This window comes from Crenobacter caeni (assembly GCF_010435965.1).
In the GTDB taxonomy this organism is placed as follows: Bacteria; Pseudomonadota; Gammaproteobacteria; order Burkholderiales; family Chromobacteriaceae; genus Craterilacuibacter; species Craterilacuibacter caeni.
In genome coordinates, this window is record NZ_JAAGAA010000012.1 from 1 (window position 1) to 18230 (window position 18230).

At 63.9% G+C, this 18230-nt stretch carries 14 protein-coding genes; 8 read left to right on the plus strand and 6 right to left on the minus strand.

The genetic code is table 11. From position 1 onward, the window contains the following. The first annotated feature begins 151 nt into the window (after window positions 1-151). The 4 genes from GZH52_RS12935 (at window position 152) to GZH52_RS12950 (ending at window position 5499) form a co-directional block, all read left to right on the plus strand. Window positions 152-1057, plus strand: coding sequence for a competence protein CoiA family protein (locus GZH52_RS12935; RefSeq protein ID WP_163316892.1), 906 nt, complete (start codon window positions 152-154; stop codon window positions 1055-1057). A 335-nt stretch (window positions 1058-1392) separates the two neighbouring features. Then, a complete protein-coding gene (locus GZH52_RS12940; RefSeq protein ID WP_163316894.1) occupies window positions 1393-2508 on the plus strand; it encodes an S-(hydroxymethyl)glutathione dehydrogenase/class III alcohol dehydrogenase in 1116 nt (371 codons plus the stop codon). A 54-nt stretch (window positions 2509-2562) separates the two neighbouring features. After that, window positions 2563-3411 (plus strand): S-formylglutathione hydrolase, encoded by an 849-nt coding sequence (gene fghA, locus GZH52_RS12945; protein WP_432417439.1) that lies wholly within the window; start codon window positions 2563-2565, stop codon window positions 3409-3411. Window positions 3412-3729: 318 nt separating this feature from the next. Then, window positions 3730-5499, plus strand: coding sequence for a mechanosensitive ion channel family protein (locus GZH52_RS12950; protein WP_203525753.1), 1770 nt, complete (start codon window positions 3730-3732; stop codon window positions 5497-5499). A 69-nt stretch (window positions 5500-5568) separates the two neighbouring features. On the opposite strand, the gene GZH52_RS12955 is transcribed toward GZH52_RS12950, so the two are convergent. Then, window positions 5569-7545: an amidohydrolase gene (locus GZH52_RS12955; protein ID WP_163316898.1), complete on the minus strand. Its 1977-nt coding sequence runs from the start codon at window positions 7543-7545 to the stop codon at window positions 5569-5571. Between the two features lie 212 nt (window positions 7546-7757). Between GZH52_RS12955 and GZH52_RS12960 the strand changes: the two genes are divergently transcribed. Next, window positions 7758-8789, plus strand: coding sequence for a diguanylate cyclase domain-containing protein (locus GZH52_RS12960; RefSeq protein WP_163316900.1), 1032 nt, complete (start codon window positions 7758-7760; stop codon window positions 8787-8789). A 17-nt stretch (window positions 8790-8806) separates the two neighbouring features. Here the strand turns inward: GZH52_RS12960 and GZH52_RS12965 are convergent, their stop codons facing one another. Together GZH52_RS12965 and GZH52_RS12970 are read right to left on the minus strand one after the other, a co-directional pair. Then, a complete protein-coding gene (locus tag GZH52_RS12965) occupies window positions 8807-10642 on the minus strand; it encodes an amidohydrolase (RefSeq protein WP_163316902.1) in 1836 nt (611 codons plus the stop codon). 123 nt (window positions 10643-10765) lie between these two features. Further along, a complete protein-coding gene (locus GZH52_RS12970) occupies window positions 10766-12646 on the minus strand; it encodes a methyl-accepting chemotaxis protein (protein WP_163316903.1) in 1881 nt (626 codons plus the stop codon). Window positions 12647-12845: 199 nt separating this feature from the next. Between GZH52_RS12970 and GZH52_RS12975 the strand changes: the two genes are divergently transcribed. The 3 genes from GZH52_RS12975 to GZH52_RS12985 all read left to right on the plus strand — a co-directional run bounded on the left by GZH52_RS12975 (window position 12846) and on the right by GZH52_RS12985 (window position 16739). Next, window positions 12846-13340, plus strand: a complete 495-nt coding sequence (locus GZH52_RS12975; protein ID WP_163316905.1) for a prolyl-tRNA synthetase associated domain-containing protein — start codon at window positions 12846-12848, stop codon at window positions 13338-13340. A gap of 56 nt (window positions 13341-13396) precedes the next feature. After that, window positions 13397-14992, plus strand: coding sequence for an EAL domain-containing protein (locus GZH52_RS12980; protein ID WP_163316907.1), 1596 nt, complete (start codon window positions 13397-13399; stop codon window positions 14990-14992). Window positions 14993-15209: 217 nt separating this feature from the next. Then, window positions 15210-16739, plus strand: a complete 1530-nt coding sequence (locus tag GZH52_RS12985) for a YfcC family protein (RefSeq protein WP_163316909.1) — start codon at window positions 15210-15212, stop codon at window positions 16737-16739. A 48-nt stretch (window positions 16740-16787) separates the two neighbouring features. Here GZH52_RS12985 and GZH52_RS12990 read toward each other — a convergent pair whose 3' ends face one another. The 3 genes from GZH52_RS12990 to GZH52_RS13000 form a co-directional block, all read right to left on the minus strand. Next, on the minus strand, window positions 16788-17246 hold the full coding sequence (locus tag GZH52_RS12990) for a hypothetical protein (protein ID WP_163316911.1): 459 nt from the start codon (window positions 17244-17246) through the stop codon (window positions 16788-16790). A 7-nt stretch (window positions 17247-17253) separates the two neighbouring features. Continuing rightward, on the minus strand, window positions 17254-17772 hold the full coding sequence (locus tag GZH52_RS12995; protein WP_163316913.1) for a nucleoside 2-deoxyribosyltransferase: 519 nt from the start codon (window positions 17770-17772) through the stop codon (window positions 17254-17256). Between the two features lie 80 nt (window positions 17773-17852). Continuing rightward, window positions 17853-18182: a hypothetical protein gene (locus GZH52_RS13000; RefSeq protein ID WP_163316915.1), complete on the minus strand. Its 330-nt coding sequence runs from the start codon at window positions 18180-18182 to the stop codon at window positions 17853-17855. Between the last annotated feature and the right edge of the window lie 48 nt (window positions 18183-18230).

Consider the following 18230-nt stretch of genomic DNA (forward strand, 5'->3'; position numbering starts at 1 on the left):
ACGGGGCACGACCGGCAGCAGTGGCTGCAATGATTTCCAAAGCTTCTGGCTGACAATACTTCGCTTCATGCCAGCCAGATGGGGGCTCGCTCCCGTGGCATCAATATGGTTTTGTTAGCGGCTCTAAGCAGAAACGTGAGGAAGACCTGCCATGACGCAACTCAAACAAGCCCTGATCCGTTTTGCCCGCCGCGCCGATGCACGCATCGTCCATATCGATGAAGTCGATAACGGGGCGGCCTGCGCCTGCCATTGCCCCAGCTGTGACGCACCCTTGCTCGCCAAGAACAAGGGCACGGTACGCGAACACCACTTTGCCCACCTGCAAGGTGTCGGCGGCCCCCATTGCGCGGAAAGCGCGTTACATCTGGCCGCCAAACAAGTGCTGGCCGATCATGCCCGGCTCTACCTGCCCGCCGGCTTGTCCGGCAACGGGCAAGCCGGGGTCAGGCATCTAGATACGGTGTTGCTGGAACAAAGGCTGGAGAGCCCGCACGGAGAAGTGATTGTCGACGCGCTGACGGCTTGCGAAGGCGTGACCTTTGCGGTGGAAGTCGCCGTCACCCATTTTATCGACGCTGAAAAGGCGCGCCGCCTGCGCGCGCTGGCCTTGCCGACGCTGGAAATTGATCTGTCCGGCCTCGCCAGTGACGCGTGGACGTGGAATACGTTGTCTGTGCAAGTGCTGGAGACGCCGGGAAACCGCCGCTGGCTGCCCGATGAACTGCCTTTGGGCGAATTGCCCTGCGCCGAAGTGCGCAAAGCAGAAGAAGCGCCGGCTGAACCGGAACCGGCCAAGGAATTTGATCGCTGGCAAATACCGGTCGGCCCCGGTTACGCGCGCGTCACCCGCTTTAGCAGCGGCAACCACTCGATCTGGCACCCCTCCCACGCCACCACCGTGCGCAAGATCGTGCAAAAGATCTGCACGGGACGCGGCTACTGGGATAGGGATTATCAAAACTGGGTCGTGTTCCGCCCGTTTATCCAGCAGGTTTTTGAGGAACTTGCCCGGAGTGTCCAACAACCCAGAGGGCTTGAAAATTCACGCCTGTAAATGAAGTTAGAAGCTACCACCGTGCCCAACCCCGTCAGGACCGCGCCGGCGGAAAAGCGGTTGGCGAGGTTTTAAGCTGGCCCTTGTTCGAGCGATTCGACGGTAGCGAATCGCGAGTTGGCCAGCGCCTCGCCAACCGTTTTTACGCCGGGGTTTCGCGGTCCGTCGGGGGCGTTTGGGATGCAAGGGGCTTGTCGCTACAAGCCCCTTGCCCGTTCGCCGCGCGGAAGCGGCACTCAAACACGTCCGCGTAGCGGACACAAAATCCAGCCTCGCTTAAACAATCAAATATTCTGATATGCTACGAATCCTAGCCGAACAAGGAGAGTGGCATCATGACTATCAAATCTCGCGCCGCCGTGGCCTTTGCTGCCGGAGAGCCGCTGCAAATTGTCGAAGTCGACGTCGCGCCGCCGCAAAAGGGCGAAGTGCTGGTGCGCATCGTGGCGACCGGCGTCTGTCACACCGATGCCTTCACCTTGTCCGGCGACGACCCGGAAGGCGTGTTCCCGGCGATTCTCGGCCATGAAGGCGGCGGCATCGTCGAAGCGGTCGGCGAAGGCGTGACGTCGCTGGCTGTGGGCGACCATGTGATCCCGCTCTACACCGCCGAATGCCGCGAGTGCAAGTTCTGCAAGTCCGGCAAGACCAACCTGTGCCAGGCGGTGCGCGCCACCCAGGGCAAGGGCCTGATGCCGGACGGTACCACCCGCTTCTCTTATAAAGGGCAGCCGATCTACCACTACATGGGCACCTCGACCTTCTCCGAATACACGGTGGTGCCGGAGATTTCGCTCGCCAAGATCCCCAAGGATGCGCCGCTGGAGAAGGTGTGCTTGCTCGGCTGCGGCGTCACCACCGGCATCGGTGCCGTGCTCAACACCGCCAAGGTAACGGCCGGCTCGACCGTCGCCGTGTTCGGGCTGGGCGGCATTGGCCTAGCGGCCATCATCGGCGCCACCATGGCCAAGGCCGCGCGCATCATCGCGGTCGACATCAACCCGGACAAGTTCGCCAAGGCGCGCGAGCTGGGCGCCACCGACTGCATCAACCCCAACGACTACGACAAGCCGATCCAGGACGTGATCGTCGAGCTGACCGACGGCGGGGTCGACTACTCGTTCGAGTGCGTCGGCAACGTCAAGCTGATGCGTGCGGCGCTGGAGTGCTGCCACAAGGGCTGGGGCGAATCCACCATCATCGGCGTGGCCGGCGCCGGGCAGGAAATCAGCACCCGCCCCTTCCAGTTGGTGACCGGCCGCGTCTGGCGCGGCAGCGCCTTCGGCGGCGTGCGCGGGCGCAGCGAACTGCCGGCTTACGTGGACAAGGCGCAAAAGGGCGAGATCCCGCTCGACACCTTCATCACCCACACCCTGCCGCTGGAAGAAATCAACCAGGCGTTTGCGCTGATGCACGCAGGCAAGAGCATCCGCACCGTCATCCACTTCTAACGCACGCACGCCGGGCCGCCCGCGCGCGGCCCGCGCCGGGAGGCTTTCATGGATCTGGAAAAACTTTCCGACAGCCTGTGTTTTGGCGGGCGGCAACAGCGCTGGCGCCATCGTTCAAGCACCCTTGGCTGCGAGATGAGCTTCAGCGTCTACCTGCCGCCGCAAGCGGCGGAAGGCACGCCGCTGCCGGTGCTGTATTGGCTGTCGGGCTTGACCTGTACCGACGAGAACTTCGTGCAGAAGGCCGGCGCCCAGCGCATGGCCGCCCAACTGGGGCTGATCCTGGTCTGTCCGGATACCAGCCCGCGCGGGGCTGAGGTTGCCCGAGCGCCCGACGGCGAGTGGGACCTTGGCCTTGGCGCCGGCTTTTACCTGAATGCCAGCGAAGCGCCGTGGGCGGCGCACTACCGCATGCACGACTACGTCGCCGACGAGTTGCCGCTGCTGATCGAGACGCACTTTCCGGCCAGCGATCAACGTGCGATCAGTGGCCACTCGATGGGCGGCCACGGCGCGCTGGTTACCGCCTTGCGCCGGCCGGGGCGCTACCGCTCGGTGTCGGCGTTCGCGCCGATCTGCCACCCCTGCGACTGCCCGTGGGGGCAGAAGGCGTTCCGCCACTACCTGGGCGACGACGAAAGCCGCTGGCAGGAATGGGACGCCAGTGTGCTGATCGTCCGGGCGCAGGAAAAGCTGCCGCTGCTGATCGACCAGGGCGAGGCCGACGCCTTCCTCGCCACCCAGTTGCGCCCGGACGCGCTGCTGGCGGCGGCAAGTGCCGCCGGCTACCCGCTGACGCTGCGTAGGCACCCCGGCTACGACCACAGCTACTTCTTCATCGCCAGCCTGATCGACGACCACCTGCGCCATCACGCAAAGGCGCTGGACCGCCCAATCCCATAGGGCGGCCAATCCTGCCTGCACGAAAAACCGGCCAGACTTTCGTCTGGCCGGTTTTGCTTTTACCAGAGCTGGTACGGCCGACGCGGGAGATTAGCCTTGCCCGACCGTTCCGCTGGGGCATACTGTTCATGACGCAATGTCCTCATTCGCCCTACTTTGCCCAAGCTGATTTGCCAAGTCCTGCTCACACTATTGCCACGATTTGATCTCCGTGCGACAGTGGACAAGGCTGTGGAATCAAGCGTCACAATGCCGCCAGGGATAGCAAAACAGCAAGGCAACCATGACGCAGAGCCACTCTTTGTGCCGGATGCACGCATGGCAGGCCAACCACAAATACAAGCCAGAAAAAACCAAAAGCAGAATGAATGGATGCATGATCGCCAGATGGCAGGGACAATCGCATTCCATGTTACTAACGATTCATCAGGGGGGAGCATCGTGCGCCCACGCTTCATTTTTTGGCTGGCTGCACTGGCCAGTTTGTTATTTTCCTTGTCAGCATCTGCCGTTACGACGCCACCAGGAAAACTGCAAAACCCGCCAACAGAACAGCATGAAGATGCTTCTCTATTCTTGTTCAATCGTAAAGTCATTACGTTCAAGGCAGATTTTCTTGGCGCCCCCCCATCAATCCGGGCCGAGCGCGCCCATACCCTGCTGGAAAACATGCTCAGCGATGGCGAGGACCTGACTGTCTCGATAAGGAGCAATCCGGAAGGGGAACTTGTCATGCTGGGAAACCGCATGGCATTTGCCGTAACAGCAGGGGACGCCGACCCGCTGCTTGGGCAAACACCGGCCAGCGTGGCGCAAGCAGCGGCAGCCCAACTCAGTCAGATCGTCAGCGAGACCCGCGAATCTCGTAACATGCATTCGATCCTGCTTTCCTGCCTGTTTACACTGGCGGCGACGGCCTGCTACCTATTCCTGCTATGGATCATGAAAAAAGTCAGGGTTTGGGTAACCGGCCTGCTGATGAGACAAGCCGAACAACATGTACGCAAACTCCGCATTGGCGACACTCAGATCCTGGATATTCAGCACCTGCTTCCTGCTCTTGGGCACCTGCTCGTTGCCTTGCACTGGCTGCTCATGGCGTTGCTGACCTATGAGTGGTTAAGTTTCGTTTTCCGGCAGTTTCCCTATACCCGCCCTTGGGGCGAGAGCCTGAATGACTACCTGACAGGCATTCTGACCGAAGTATTCGGCAGCATTGTCTCCGCGGTCCCTGGGCTGGGCATTGCGCTGGTCATTTTCCTGTTGGCAAGGCTATGTACAAAGCTGATGGGGCAAGTATTTGAACGCATGGCCAATGCCGATCAGCCAATCAGCTGGCTCAACCAGGAAACCATGCCGACGACTCGCCGCCTGTTCAGCATTGCCATCTGGCTGTTTGCCATCGCCATGGCCTACCCCTATCTGCCCGGTTCACAGAGCGAGGCGTTCAAGGGCCTATCCGTTTTGCTTGGCATCATGGTATCGCTGGGCAGTTCCAGCCTGGTAGGCCAGGGGGCGGCCGGGCTCATCCTGACGTATACCCGCACCTTGCGCATTGGAGAATATGTACGTATCGGTGAACATGAAGGCACCGTCGTTGCCATGGGAATGTTTACCACGCGCATCCGCACCGGCCTTGGCGAGGAGCTTTGCCTGCCAAATTCCGTGATTGCCAGCACCGTGACCAAAAACTACTCCCGCACCGTAAAAGGCGCAGGGTATATCATAGATACCACGGTAACCATTGGCTATGACACTCCGTGGAGACAAGTGGAAGCGATGCTGCTCGAGGCGGCAAAAATGACGCCGGGCATTCTGGAAAGCCCGCCACCCGTTGTATTTCAGACGGCCTTGTCGGATTTTTACCCGGAATACCGGCTTGTCGCCCAAGCCATACCGGCCCAGCCCCGCCCGCGCGCAGAAATACTGACCATGCTGCATGCCAATATTCAGGATGTATTCAATCGATACGATGTTCAGATCATGTCGCCACACTACATGGACGATACCGCAACGGCCAAGGTGGTAAAACCTGAAAACTGGTATCTGAAGCCGGCCGCCAAAGAAAAGTCGGATTCGCATGCATAGCAAAGTGGCGGGCAATGCCCGCCACTTTCTCGGCACGATCAGCTAACGCCGCATATTTTTACTATGCCTTCAATGGACAGCCAGATTTTGCGCATAAGCAATCGCGGTCCCCTCTGCAATCGCCCCCAGCTGGCAGCTGTCGGTATTTTCTGCTAACGAAGCCAGCGGCTCGGACAAAGGCGCTGCATGCTGGTGCAGCGTGGCCAAGCTGGTTTTTACAGCGCCATCGGTGCGGGCCAGCTTGCGCTTGTTTTCTGCCGGCACCGGGTAGACTTTGCCTTCAAACACCGTCCCCCACACCGGAATGTCTTTCAGCTTTTTCGGGTCGACCTGGTACGGGTCCTGCTCCAGCACGGTCAGGTTGGCAATCTTGCCGGCCTTGATGCTGCCCAGCAGGTCTTCCTTGCGCCAAGAGTAGGCCGCTTCAATCGTAATCGCCCGCAGGGCAACATCTACAGAAATCCGCTGTTCGGGTGCGGCGGTCCGCCCGCTGGGGGTGATGCGGTTCACGCCAGCCCAAGCCAGGTACAACGGGTCGGAGGGCGCCATCGGCAAATCAGAGTGGAACGAGAGATGCGGCGTATGCTTGATAACCGACGCGTTGCGCACCATTTGATCGGCCCGCTTCTTGCCCAAACCGTCGGCATACTTGTCGGCAAAACCGACCGGGTAGTAAGGGTTCACGCTAAAGATGGCGCCATTCTTGGCCAAACGGGCGATCTGCGTTTCCGTCGAATTGGCAAAATGCACCACCACAAAACGGTGGTCCTGGCGCGGGTTTTCTTGCAGCCGCTTTTCCAGCGTCGCCAGCACGACCTCTGCGCCAAGGTCTCCATTCACATGGATATGCAGTTGATAGCCCGCATCCCAGAACAGCTTGGCGCGACGTTCCAGATCATCCGGGTTGATCATCCATTCACCATGGTGGCCATCGGTATAGGGCTCTTTCATTTGCATCAGCTGGGAAATGATCGCCCCGTCGGCAAACAGTTTGATTTGCTTTGGAAAGAACATCAGCTTCTTGCCTGGCGCCTCGGGTGCCGAGGCCACGGTCTCTTCCACCACGTCCAGCGCCTTGCCCAGCCCTACCTGATCCACAATGCCGCGGCCATCCGCCAGGAAGGTGGAATACATCGGTGTATCTTTTGCACCTAGGATCTGCTCGTACAATGCCCACATTTCAGGGGTGACCACTGCGCCCGGCTCGTTATAAGCGGTGACCCCATTAGCGTGCTCGTACGCCACCATCTGCTTCAGCCCGAATGTCAGGCGCTCTGGCGTCGCGACAATCTTGAGAAAGCTGGGCAATACTTTGGTGCTCATAAAGCCCCGCTCCCAGAAATGGCCTTCAGCGTAATTGACCATCTTGCTGGCAGAACCCTTGCCCTGAACATCCTGCTCCGAGATATTCAGCAATTTGAGTGCCGCTGTATTCAGATACACTTCGTGACAGGAACGTTGCCAGATAATGATCGGCCGCGTGCTGCTGATCTGGTCCAGGATCTGGCGGTTCATTTTGCCATGCCACAATTTGTGATAGCCCCAACTCACCAGCGGTTCATTCGGCTTGCTCATCTTTTTCTCGGCGGCCTTCAGGCGAGACATGTATTCGTCCGGCGTATAGGCCGCCTTAATGCTGTTGCCTGGCAAGTTCCAGTCTTCGGTGGCGATGACTTCGGTTGCCAGCGTCAACGCGCCCAACACCGGATGCAAATGCTGGTCGATAAAGCCGGGCATGATGATCTTGTCTTTCAGGCTGTTATCGATGCGTACCGGGCGGTCTCCGGCCAACCGGGTGAGCTGGCTGACCGTTCCCGCGCCAACAAAACGCTTGCCGCTGATCGCTACCGCCTCGGCCGTTTTTTGCGCGTCCTCCATCGTGATCACTTTTTTGGCCGGGAAAATAACGACTTCCTGCGCCGCCGTCGCCGCAACCGGGCCGGCCAGCCCCTTGCCGATGGCTTCATTCATCGATCCATCCGCCAGCGCGACATGGGCAACACCGCTCAGAGCAAAGAAAACGCACGTTTTTTTGAGTGAATGCATACGGCCGCTCCTGTGGTAAACGCAATGCGAAATAGGGTGTTACATGGATTGTGTTCCGGCCGTTTGCCGCGCAAGTACGGAGAGCGCTGGCCTAAACCGTGCCCGGGCTCGTGGCGACACCCAATTGACATGGCCGGCGGGCGGTAAAAAATGATCTTAGTATTTCCACGGAAAAAGGTAAAATGGGCGCGTCCACTTTGCCAGGAATACGCATGGAGTCCCCGCCACCTGACCGCCTGGCATTGATGCGCACCCTGTTCGAAACCTACCGCCAGCGCTACCTGAACCGCGACCTGCGGCTGCTTGACGATTTCAGTGACAACTTCACCGGCTACACCGGTTGCGGCGACTTTCTGGTGCACGATCTTGCGCAATGGCAGGCGATCACCCGCACCGACTTCGCGCAGGTGCCACAGCCTATCCACTGGGAAATGCTCGACCTGCAACTGCAGGACCTGGCGCCGGACGTGGTGGTGGCCGTCGCCTTCTTCCATATCCATTTACCGCTGGCGGCCCGCTTTCTGGCGGACGAAACCGCGCGGCTGACGCTGATTTTCCGCTGCGAGGCCGGCGTCTGGAAGGTCGCGCATAGCGGCATCTCGCTGCCCTACCAGGTGGGCACCGCCGGCGACGAGGTGTACCCGCTGCAAAGCCTGGCCGAGCGCAACCAGCTGCTCGAGTCGGAAGTGGCCGCGCGTACCGCCGAACTGGAAGAAGCCAACCGCCAGCTCGCGGCGCTGAGCCAAACCGACGGGCTGACCCATATTGCCAACCGGCGGCTGTTCGACACCCGGCTGGCCGAGGAATGGCAGCGCGCGTGCCGCCATGCGCAACCGTTGACGCTGGCCATGGTCGACGTCGACTACTTCAAACATTACAACGACAGCTACGGCCACCTTGCCGGCGACCAGGCCCTGCAGGCACTGGCACGGCTGCTGGCCGCGCATGCCCGCCGCAGCGGAGAGCTGGCCGCCCGCTACGGCGGCGAGGAGTTCGCGCTGTTGCTGCCTGGCAGCAGCCTTAAGCAGGCGCAAGCCATCGGCCGCGATTTCCTGGCCGACCTTGACGCGCTCGCGCTGCCGCATGCCGGTATCCCGCTTGGCATTCTGACCGCCAGCGTGGGCGTGGCCAGCCTGGTGCCGGGGCCGGACAACACGCCCGCCATGCTGATAGAACAGGCGGATGCGGCGCTATACCGCGCCAAGCAGCGCGGCCGGCACCGGGTCGAAGCCGGCGCCGCGTAGGCGCCGAGACCGGGCGTTCAATCGTGCGGCGGATGGGGTGCCAGCCCCGCCAGCGCAAACGCCGGCAAGATACGCTCTGAGCAACGCACGTTGTCCACGCAGGCGGCGCTTGGGCTGGCCGCCGCGCGGCGGTACACGGTCTGATCGCCCTTGATCGTTTCCTCGACCTTGATGTCGGCGATCTGTTGCGGCGCAACGGTCAGCGGGTTGGCCGACAGCACCACCAGGTCGGCCACCTTGCCCGGCACCAGCGAACCCTTGTCGTTTTCCTCGAAGTGCTGGTACGCCGACCACAGGGTCTGCGCCTTGAGCCCGACCAGCGGCGACACGCGCTGATCTGCGCCCAGCACCTTGCCGCTGCGGGTGGTGCGGTTGACGGTGGCCGAATACACCCGCATCGAGTCGGGTAGCGCCACCGGCGCATCGTGGTGCGAGGTGAAGCGCATTCCCCGTTGCAGCGCCCAACCGGTCGGCGAGATGTTCTCGGCGCGGGCGGCGCCCAGCACCGAGTCGCGGTGCCAATCGCCCCAGTAAAAGGTATGCATCGGGAAGAACGACGGCAGGATGGCGAGCCGCTGGAAGGCGGCGACCTGGTCTTCGCGCGCGGTTTGCGCGTGGATGGCGACAAAGCGGCGGTCTTGCTGGCCGTACTGGCGCTGGCCGGCTGCGACGGCGCCGATCAGCTGGTCGATCGCGGCGTCGCCGTTGACGTGGGTCAGCAACTGCCAGTTGTTTTTCATCGCCAGCGCGACGTAGCGCTGCGCGTCTGCGTCCGGCATGCTCGGGTAGCCCTTGTAGCCGGGCTTCTGCCCTGGCGGCGGCACAAAATAGGGCTGGGTCAGCCAGGCGGTCTTGCCCTGCGGCGAACCGTCCAGGTTCAGCTTGGCGCCGCCGACCCGGAAACCGTTCATGTAGTTGCGGCTAAGGTAGGGCGGGCGCAGCACATCCTGTGCCGACTGGATGTCGGGATAGGCGACGATATCGATCTTGAACTTGCCGGCCTGGGCGTCGCCGTACATGAACTTGACGCTGTTGCTGGTGGCCCGCCCTTCCTGCGCCGTGGTGTAGCCGTAGCGGGTGTAGAGGTCGATCCCGGCTTGCAGGATGGCGGCGTTCTCCTTGGGGCCGAGCTTGTTGAACAGCGGCATCACCGTGGCAAAAAACGCCGTTTCCTCCAGCACGCCGTCAGGCGTCTTGCCATCGGCCTCGCGCCGGATCTTGCCGCCGGCCGGGTCCTGGCTGTCGCGGCTGATGCCGGCCAATTGCAATGCCTTGCTGTTGAGCGCCGCCAGGTGGCCGGACTGGTGGATGATCAGCACCGGCACATCCTTCGAGACGGCGTCCAGTTCCTGCCGGGTCGGGTGGCGCTGCTCGGCCAGTTGCGAGTCGTCGTAACCGAAGCCGAGGATGATGCCGTGCTGGCGGTTGCCCGGCTGTGCCGCCCAGTCGCGCAGGCTTTGCTGCAAGGCGGCGATATTGCCGACCTTGCCGTCCGGCGGTGCCAGCAGGTTGGCCGCCAGCGCCTGGATGCCGGCGTTGAACACATGGCCGTGCGCGTCGATAAAGCCGGGCATCATGGTTTTGCCGGCGAGGTCGACCACGCGCGTGGCCGGCCCCAGATAGGCCTGCGCGCCGGCCTGGCTGCCGGCAAACACGATGCGCCCGTCCTTGACCGCCAGCGCCTGCACTTCAGGCTGCTGCTCGTCCAGCGTGATGATGGTGCCGTTGCGGTAGAGGGTGTCGGCAGGAGGCGGCGTCTGCGCCCACGCCGGTGCGCTCAATAGCAACAGCATGGCCAGGGACGCATTCGATGGACGGTGCACACGCGGTGTGCGGATGGCGGTCTTTTGCATGTGCAACCCTCTCACGTCTCTTGATATGACAAGAGCGATATTAGAAGGGCAGGCAATGGAAGTCCACCGGGGGCGGATAACAGCCGGCCAGACTCCGGTCTGCCGGCCAGCTATCCGCAACGCTTACAGCCTGAACCGCCCGAACTCGTCGCCCATGCGGCGCGCGGCGATATCCAGCTCGCCCAGCGTGGCACTGACGTCCTGCAGCCGGCTGTCGTTCTCCAGCACCTGGCCGTTGATCTGCTCGGTGCTCTGCGCGATCTGCGTGGTCGCCACCTGCTGCTCGCTGGTCGAGTGGCTGATTTCGCCCATTTTGGCGACCACCTCGCCCATCGCGCGTCGGATGCGTTCGATCTGCGCCGCCGCCTCGCGGGTGACGGCGACGCCGCCCTCGACCGACTCGACGGTCCGGTTGACGTCGCCCACCGCCTGCGCGGTCTCGTCGCGGATGGCAGTCACCATGCCGGCGATCTCCTGCGTCGCCTGCGCGGTGCGCTCGGCGAGCTTCCTCACCTCGTCGGCAACCACCGCGAAGCCGCGGCCCTGTTCGCCGGCACGCGCCGCCTCGATCGCTGCGTTCAGCGCCAGCAGGTTGGTCTGGTCGGCGATGTCGCGGATCACGTCGGTGATGCCGGAAATCTCCTGCGAACGGGTGCCCAGCACGCCCAGCATGTTCTCCAGCGCGCGCACCGACCCTGCCGTACCTTCCATGTTCTCGCACAGCCGGCGGATGCCTTGCGCGCTCTCTTCCAACTCGCCGCGCGTGGTGCACACCAGCTGGTCGGCCTGCTGCGCGCCGTCGGCGATCTGCGCGATGCTGACGGTAATCTGTTCCAGCGTCGCCGCGTTGGCGCTGGAGACGTCCGACAGCGAACGCGAGCCGGCCGCCACTTCGCTGACCAGGCGGCTGGAGTCGGCCACGCCACTGGCGACCTGCCCCGCTTCGCCGCGCAGGCTGCCGAACAGCGTGCGCAGGCCGGCGACAAAGGTGTTGAACGCCTGCGCAGTCTCGGCGATCTCATCTTCGCCCTTCACCGGCAGCGCGCGGGTGAGGTCGGCGTCGCCCTGCGAGATTTCGCGCATCGCGTCGCGCAGGCGGGTGAGCCCGGCGAGCATGCCGCCGATCACGCCGCCCCCCACCAACACCAGCACCAGCATCACGCCGAAGGTCGAGCCACCCAACAGGTAGCTCAGTCGGGTGATCGGCGCGTCGAGCAGCGCCTCGTCCATCGCCACGCCGGCGATCCAGTCGGTGCCCTCGACCGGGTGCAAGGCGACCACCATCTCGCGCCCGTCGACGACGACGGAACGCCCCTCGTCTTCGGACGACATGCTGGCGACTTTGTCGGCGGTCAGCGCGGGGGCGATCTGGGCGACCGGCTTTTGCATATGGTCGGCCTGCGGGAAGGAGATGACGGTGCCGTCCTTGTCCAGCAGGAACACGTAGCCGTCGGCGCGCACCTTGCGCCCGGCCAGTTGCGCGAACAGCTTGTCGACCAGCACGTCGGCGGCGATCACGCCGGCAAAGGCGCCGTTTTCCTTGAACGGTACGCTCAGGGTGACGGCCAGCTTCTTGCTGACAACGTCGACGTAGGGTTTGGACAGCGCCGCCTCGCCGCCTTGCCTAGCCTGCTGGTACCACGGGCGGGTGCGCACGTCGAGCCCGGCGGGCAACACCTTGCCGTGGTCGGACACGAAGCGGCCGTCCTCGTAGGCGACGCCGAGGTTCTCGAAGCCGCTCACCCGCGCCTGGCGGTCGAGCAGCCGGGGAAGGTCGGCAGCCTGCGTTTCGTCGCCGATGCTGCGGGCGTCGCGCAGCTGGTCGCTATACCACTGGCCAAGCAAGGCGGCCTCGCTGCGAGCGAGCGAGCTGATCTCGGCGTCGCTGCTGTCGATCAGGGCGCGGCGCATCTGGGTGAACGAAATGGCAAACAGGATGGCTGCCAACAGCAGCAACAGGCCAGCACACAGGATGACCAGCCGGGCTTTCAGGGTCTTGAACACGAACGCTCCTCGTCAAACCGGCGCGGGCTGGCGTGCGCAGCCGAGGCCGGGAACTGCATGAGTCAAAAGTACAGTATATCCATATAAACTTATCTATCTTTTACATTTGCTCAATTCGGGTGGCGCGGTCTGCAAAGTGCACAAAAGCGGGCATCCAACCCAATTGACAAGCCAACTTGGCGTGCATTAGCTTTCGAACATGGAAACCACCCTCTACGCGTTGCTGGATAGCAACGCCCTGCCCTACCAGCGCTACACCCACCCGCCGGTATTCACCTGCGAGGAAGCGGCACGGCTGTGCCCGGCCATGCCCGGCGCCGAGACCAAGAACCTGTTCCTGTGCGACAACAAGGGTAAACGCCACTTCCTGGTGACCGTGCCGGCCGACGCGAGCGTGGACCTGAAGGCGCTGGCGCCGCTACTGGACGCCAAGAGCGTGCGCATGGCGTCGCCCGAGCGCCTGCTGCGCTGCCTGGGCCTGACCCCGGGTGCGGTCACGCTGCTTGCCACCTGCAACGACACCGACCACGCGGTCGAGGTGGTGATCGACCGCGCGCTATGGGACGCAGACGCGGTGCTCGCGCATCCGCTGGTCAACACGGCGACGCTGTCCTTGCCGCACGAGACGCTCGAGCGCTTTTTGGCGTTGACCGGGCATGCGGCACGGATCATCGACGTGCCGCGCCCCATGTAAGCCACGCACCTCCCTTTTCCTGCGGGCGTCCCGCGCCCGCCACCTGACGGTACCCGATGAACCGACGCCATACCGTACCGTTCGCCCTCGCGACGGCGATCGCCACCGCGCTGGTGGTTGCCGCCTGTTCCTTCGCCTTGCTGTTCTGGCAATTTTGCGCCGACCTCGACCAGCATGTGCGCCCGGCCCAGGTGCGCAGCAGCCGGATGGTCGACGCCGTTTTTGCCGAGCTGGCGGCGGGCAGCCGCTTTGCGCAGGCGCTCTACCGGGCAAACCCGGATTGTGCCGCCCTCAACCCGCGCCTGGCTGAGTGGGAGTTCGTGCACCCCTTTGTCAGCGTCTTGCTGGTCGGTGACAGGGACTGGCAGGTCCAGTGCAGCAACTACAAGACGGGTACCGTCTGGCGGATGGACCCGCGCCCGGACAACAGCTTCACCGTGCTCTACCCGAAGCAGCCACCGGCGCAGCCGGCACAAGGCCTGGCACTGCTGTCCCACACGAGCGTCGGAGACGGCCTCACGGTCAAGACCAGTGTGCCGCTGGCGGCGGTGACCCTGTTGCTGGACAACGCCGAGAACGACCTGTTCGAACACCAGCTGCTGATCGACGGCGTGCTCGCCGACAACGGCGTAGCTGCCGCGCCGACAGCCCCGGACGAGATGGTCTGGGCGCATAGCAGCCCGCGCTACCCCTACACGATCAGGACGCTGCTAAGCGCGGACAACCGGGACGAGCTGTTTATCAGCCAGTCGCACCATACCCTGCTGGCGCTGGCGCTGTTGTCGCTGACCACTGGGGGATTTGCCTACGTGTGGCTGCGCCGCAGCCTGGGCATCGAGGAAATGTTGCAACGGGGCTTGCGACACGACGCGTTCGAGCCTTACCTGCAGCCGATTGTCGACGGGCGTGACGGGCGGCCGGTCGGCGCCGAACTCTTGATGCGTTGGCCTGCCGCGCCCGAACACTGCCGCGGGCCGGATGTCTTCATCCCCCCGGCCGAGCAAAGCGGGCAGATCGTGCCGATGACCTGCGCGATCATGGCCAAGCTCGAGGTCGCGCTGATGGACCGGCGCCTGCCGTCGGGCTTTTACCTGAGCGTCAACGTGGTGCCCGCGCTATTGAACGCCCCGGCCTTCCATGCGCGCTGCGCCAGCCTCGCCGCGCGCCTTGCGCACGACAATGCCCGGCTGGTACTGGAAGTCACCGAACGCCAGCACGCCTCGCTCGGCACTTTGCCGCCTGCGTTCACCGAACTACTCGACCGCTACCGGATCACGCTGGCGATCGACGACTTCGGCACCGGCCGCAACAACCTCTCGACCCTGTACGACAGCGAGCGGGTATCGGTGCTGAAGATCGACCGCAGCTTTGTCGACGGCCACCGTCCGGGCGACGACAACCCGCTGCTCGACGCGGTGATCATGATCGGGCGGCGCATGGGCCTGGCACTGATCGGCGAAGGGGTCGCCGACGAAGGCGTGCGCGCCTATCTGCTGGCGCTCGGCGTTCACTACCATCAGGGCTTCCTGTACGGCCATCCCGTGCCCGTCCCCGTCTTTCTCGGGCAGTTGGACACGCATGTCCTTAGCACGGACGAAGCAGCTTTGCCGGCATTCTCGCCCCGGTTCGAGCACTCTATTCCAATTTACTAATACTTGACGCCAATCAAATGACGTATACACCGAAGGGGTTGTCTGGCAACGCCATCGGCGTATCTTGGCCCCTGCGATAGCGCTATCGATTTCACGGGTCGCCTCCACGACCAGCCGGTTATCAGCCGGCTGCCTGCGGCCGGCACACGCCTGCCGCCCTGCCGCGCGCGACCTTGCCTACCGGCTTTTGCCGGGTGACTTCGATAAGGAGCGTCGCATGAGTACCACGCCCCCGCGCTGGCGGTTGTTCAAGACCTTTCCGTCTGCCTTCACCATCCTGTTCCTGATCATGCTGGTCGCCATCGGACTGACCTGGATCGTCCCGGCCGGCGCCTTCGCCAAGCTCTCGTACGACAAGGCGGCGCAAACACTGGTGGTCACGCCGCCAACCGGCGCGAGCCACAAGGTGCCGGCGACGCAGGCCGAGCTTGACCGGCTGGGCGTGAGCATCGACGTGCGCCAGTTCGTCGACGGCACCATCCGCAAGCCGATCGCCATCCCCGGCACCTACGAGCGGCTCGCGCAGTCGCCCAAGGGGCTGGCCGACGTGACCGAGAGCATGGTCAAGGGCACCATCGAGGGCGTCGACATCATCGTGTTCATCCTGGTGCTGGGCGGGCTGATCGGCGTGGTCAACTCGACCGGCGCGTTCAATTCGGGCCTGGTGGCACTCTCCAAGAAGGCGCAGGGCAACGAATTCATGTTCGTCGCCCTGGTGTGCACGGTGATGGCGCTGGGCGGCACCACCTGCGGGCTGGAAGAAGAGGCGGTCGCGTTCTACCCCATCCTGGTGCCGATCTTCCTCGCGCTGGGGTACGACTCCATCGTCTGCGTCGGCGCCATCTTCCTCGCCGCGTCTATGGGCACCACCTTCTCGACGATCAACCCGTTCTCGGTGGTGATCGCCTCCAACGCTGCCGGCATCGTGTTTACCGAGGGCATCCTGTGGCGCGCGTTCGGCCTGGTGGTCGGCACCGCCACCGTGATCGGCTACCTCCACTGGTACTGCAAGAAGATCAAGGCCGACCCGAGCTTCTCGTACACCTACGAGGACAGCGCGGCGTTTCGCGCGCGCTTCCTGGAAGGCGGCTCGCTGACCGAGGCCGAGCCCTTGACGCTGCGCCGCAAGCTGATCCTCGCGCTGTTTGTCGCGGCGTTCCCGCTGATGGTGTGGGGGGTGATGGCCGGCGGCTGGTGGTTCCCGCAGATGGCCGCGTCTTTCCTCGCCATCGCGATCATCATCATGTTCATCTCGGGCGAGGCCGAGAAAGACCTGGTCGATGCGTTTACCAAGGGCGCATCCGAGCTGGTCGGGGTGTCGCTGATCATTGGCCTCGCCCGCGGCGTCAATATCGTGCTCGACCAGGGCATGATCTCGGACACCCTGCTGCACTACGCGTCGGGCCTGGTGGCCGGCATGCACGGCAGCGTGTTCGCGGTCGCGCAGATGCTGGTGTTCACACTGCTGGGCTTCGTGGTGCCGTCCTCGTCCGGCCTTGCCGTACTGTCTATGCCTATCATGGCGCCGCTGGCCGACACGGTGGGCATCCCGCGCTACATCGTCGTCTCGGCGTACAACTGGGGCCAGTACGCGATGCTGTATCTGGCGCCGACCGGCCTGGTGCTGGCGACCACGCAGATGCTGGGCATGCGCTTCAACCACTGGGTGCGCTTCGTGCTGCCCATGGTCGGCTTCGTGCTGGGCTTTGGCGCGCTATTGCTAATCGCGCAGGTGATGCTGGCCTGACGGGCCGGGCAGCAGGGCAAGCGGCAGGCGCCCCGTGCGCCCTGCCGCTTAAGTAGGCGGCGGGTTGACGGCAAACAGCAGCAGCCGGGCGCGCCGGCACACGCGGTCTTCACACACGCCATGCGCCCACAACTCGCCGTCGCCGAACATCACCCCGTCGGCGTTTTCGAACAGGGTGTCCGCCTCCTGCGCACGCACCTTGGCAATCAGCGCCGGGGAAAACACCCGGCCGAATTCGCGCGGCAAGGCGCTGCGCCCGACCAGGCGCACCTTGCCCGGCGCGACGTTCACCCTGAGCGGCCACTGGCTCAGATGCGCCAGGCGCCGGGTGTCATGGCGCTCGAGCGCGCCCTGCACCTCACGCGCGAAGGCGGCGATTTCAGCGCGGGTAAAACCGCTGGGGCCGACCGGTTCGGCCAGCACTGGCCCCGCCATGAAGAGTGACAGGCACACCGCCAGGGTGCCCAGCCCGCACCTGACGCCGGCCCTTGCGGTCAACTTGTCCATCCCGACCCTAACGCGCCGCCGGGCGCAGGAAGGCGGCGAGCGCGGCGACCGCCGCCTCGCGTGTCTCGTGACAATGCGCGCTCACGGCGAGCATCAGGTTCAGCGGCAGGCCGAAGTTCTCGACCGCCATCCCCTCCGCGTCGCGGAAGGTGTCGGCATCGGCCGTCAGCTGCACCTCGCCGGCCAGCCGGCGCAGCATCGGCACCGCCGGCACGTTGTACGCGAACACCGGCTTTTTCAGCGCGGCGGCAAAGCCCAGCTCGAAGGCGGTGCCCGAGTCGGGCTCGGTGCCGCGAAACCACGCGAGATTGGCGAGCAGCGCGTCCGCCTCGGCGATGCGCGCGATATTGGCGTGGTAGATCGCGCGGGCCAACTCGGCCGGGGCTTCGTGCGCGGAGAGTTCGCCGTCCAGCGGCGAGACGCCCTCCAGCCCCAGCGCGGAGAGTTCGGCCTTGAGGCGGGAGAAATAGGCATCGGCGTCGGCGCGGAACACGTCGGGGCCGGCCAGGTAGATTTTCAGGGACATCGGGCAACTCCGCTTGCAGGATTGATTTGGCTTCATTGATTCGGCTTCTCTCGGGCAGACAGGCGCCGGCTGGCCAAAGTTCAGAGCAGGTCTTCCAGATGGCAGCTACCCGGCGCGAGCGCGCGCACCGACTCGACGTTTAGCCGGTAACCCCCGCCTTCGGCCTCGGCGCTGGCAAGCAGGCTCGCCTGTACGACCCCCGCGCCCGCCTGCCACGCCGCGTCGAAGCGCCCGGCTTCGCTGGCCGGCAGGTCCAGCCGGTAACGCGTCTTCACCGCATTGCAGCGCACGAGCACCCACTGCGCGCCCTCGCGCACGAGCGTCCCCTGGAACAGGTCGGCCTCCGCGGCGGCTGGCACGGCCAACGTGCAGGCGGCGAGCAAGCTGGCGTAGCGCATCTGGGCATGCATCAAGTCATCCTCTCAAGATAGGGAAAAACCAAATAGAAGGCAGAGGCA

Bases quoted from the DNA above. Each gene is read 5' to 3' on its own strand.
- GZH52_RS12990 (WP_163316911.1), bottom strand. From the start codon at position 17,246: ATGGACAAGTTGACCGCAAGGGCCGGCGTCAGGTGCGGGCTGGGCACC.
- GZH52_RS12995 (WP_163316913.1), bottom strand. From the start codon at position 17,772: ATGTCCCTGAAAATCTACCTGGCCGGCCCCGACGTGTTCCGCGCCGAC.
- GZH52_RS12940 (WP_163316894.1), top strand. From the start codon at position 1,393: ATGACTATCAAATCTCGCGCCGCCGTGGCCTTTGCTGCCGGAGAGCCG.
- GZH52_RS12950 (WP_203525753.1), top strand. From the start codon at position 3,730: ATGGCAGGCCAACCACAAATACAAGCCAGAAAAAACCAAAAGCAGAAT.
- GZH52_RS12965 (WP_163316902.1), bottom strand. From the start codon at position 10,642: ATGCAAAAGACCGCCATCCGCACACCGCGTGTGCACCGTCCATCGAAT.
- GZH52_RS12935 (WP_163316892.1), top strand. From the start codon at position 152: ATGACGCAACTCAAACAAGCCCTGATCCGTTTTGCCCGCCGCGCCGAT.
- GZH52_RS13000 (WP_163316915.1), bottom strand. From the start codon at position 18,182: ATGCATGCCCAGATGCGCTACGCCAGCTTGCTCGCCGCCTGCACGTTG.
- GZH52_RS12985 (WP_163316909.1), top strand. From the start codon at position 15,210: ATGAGTACCACGCCCCCGCGCTGGCGGTTGTTCAAGACCTTTCCGTCT.
- GZH52_RS12960 (WP_163316900.1), top strand. From the start codon at position 7,758: ATGGAGTCCCCGCCACCTGACCGCCTGGCATTGATGCGCACCCTGTTC.
- GZH52_RS12955 (WP_163316898.1), bottom strand. From the start codon at position 7,545: ATGCATTCACTCAAAAAAACGTGCGTTTTCTTTGCTCTGAGCGGTGTT.
- GZH52_RS12975 (WP_163316905.1), top strand. From the start codon at position 12,846: ATGGAAACCACCCTCTACGCGTTGCTGGATAGCAACGCCCTGCCCTAC.
- GZH52_RS12980 (WP_163316907.1), top strand. From the start codon at position 13,397: ATGAACCGACGCCATACCGTACCGTTCGCCCTCGCGACGGCGATCGCC.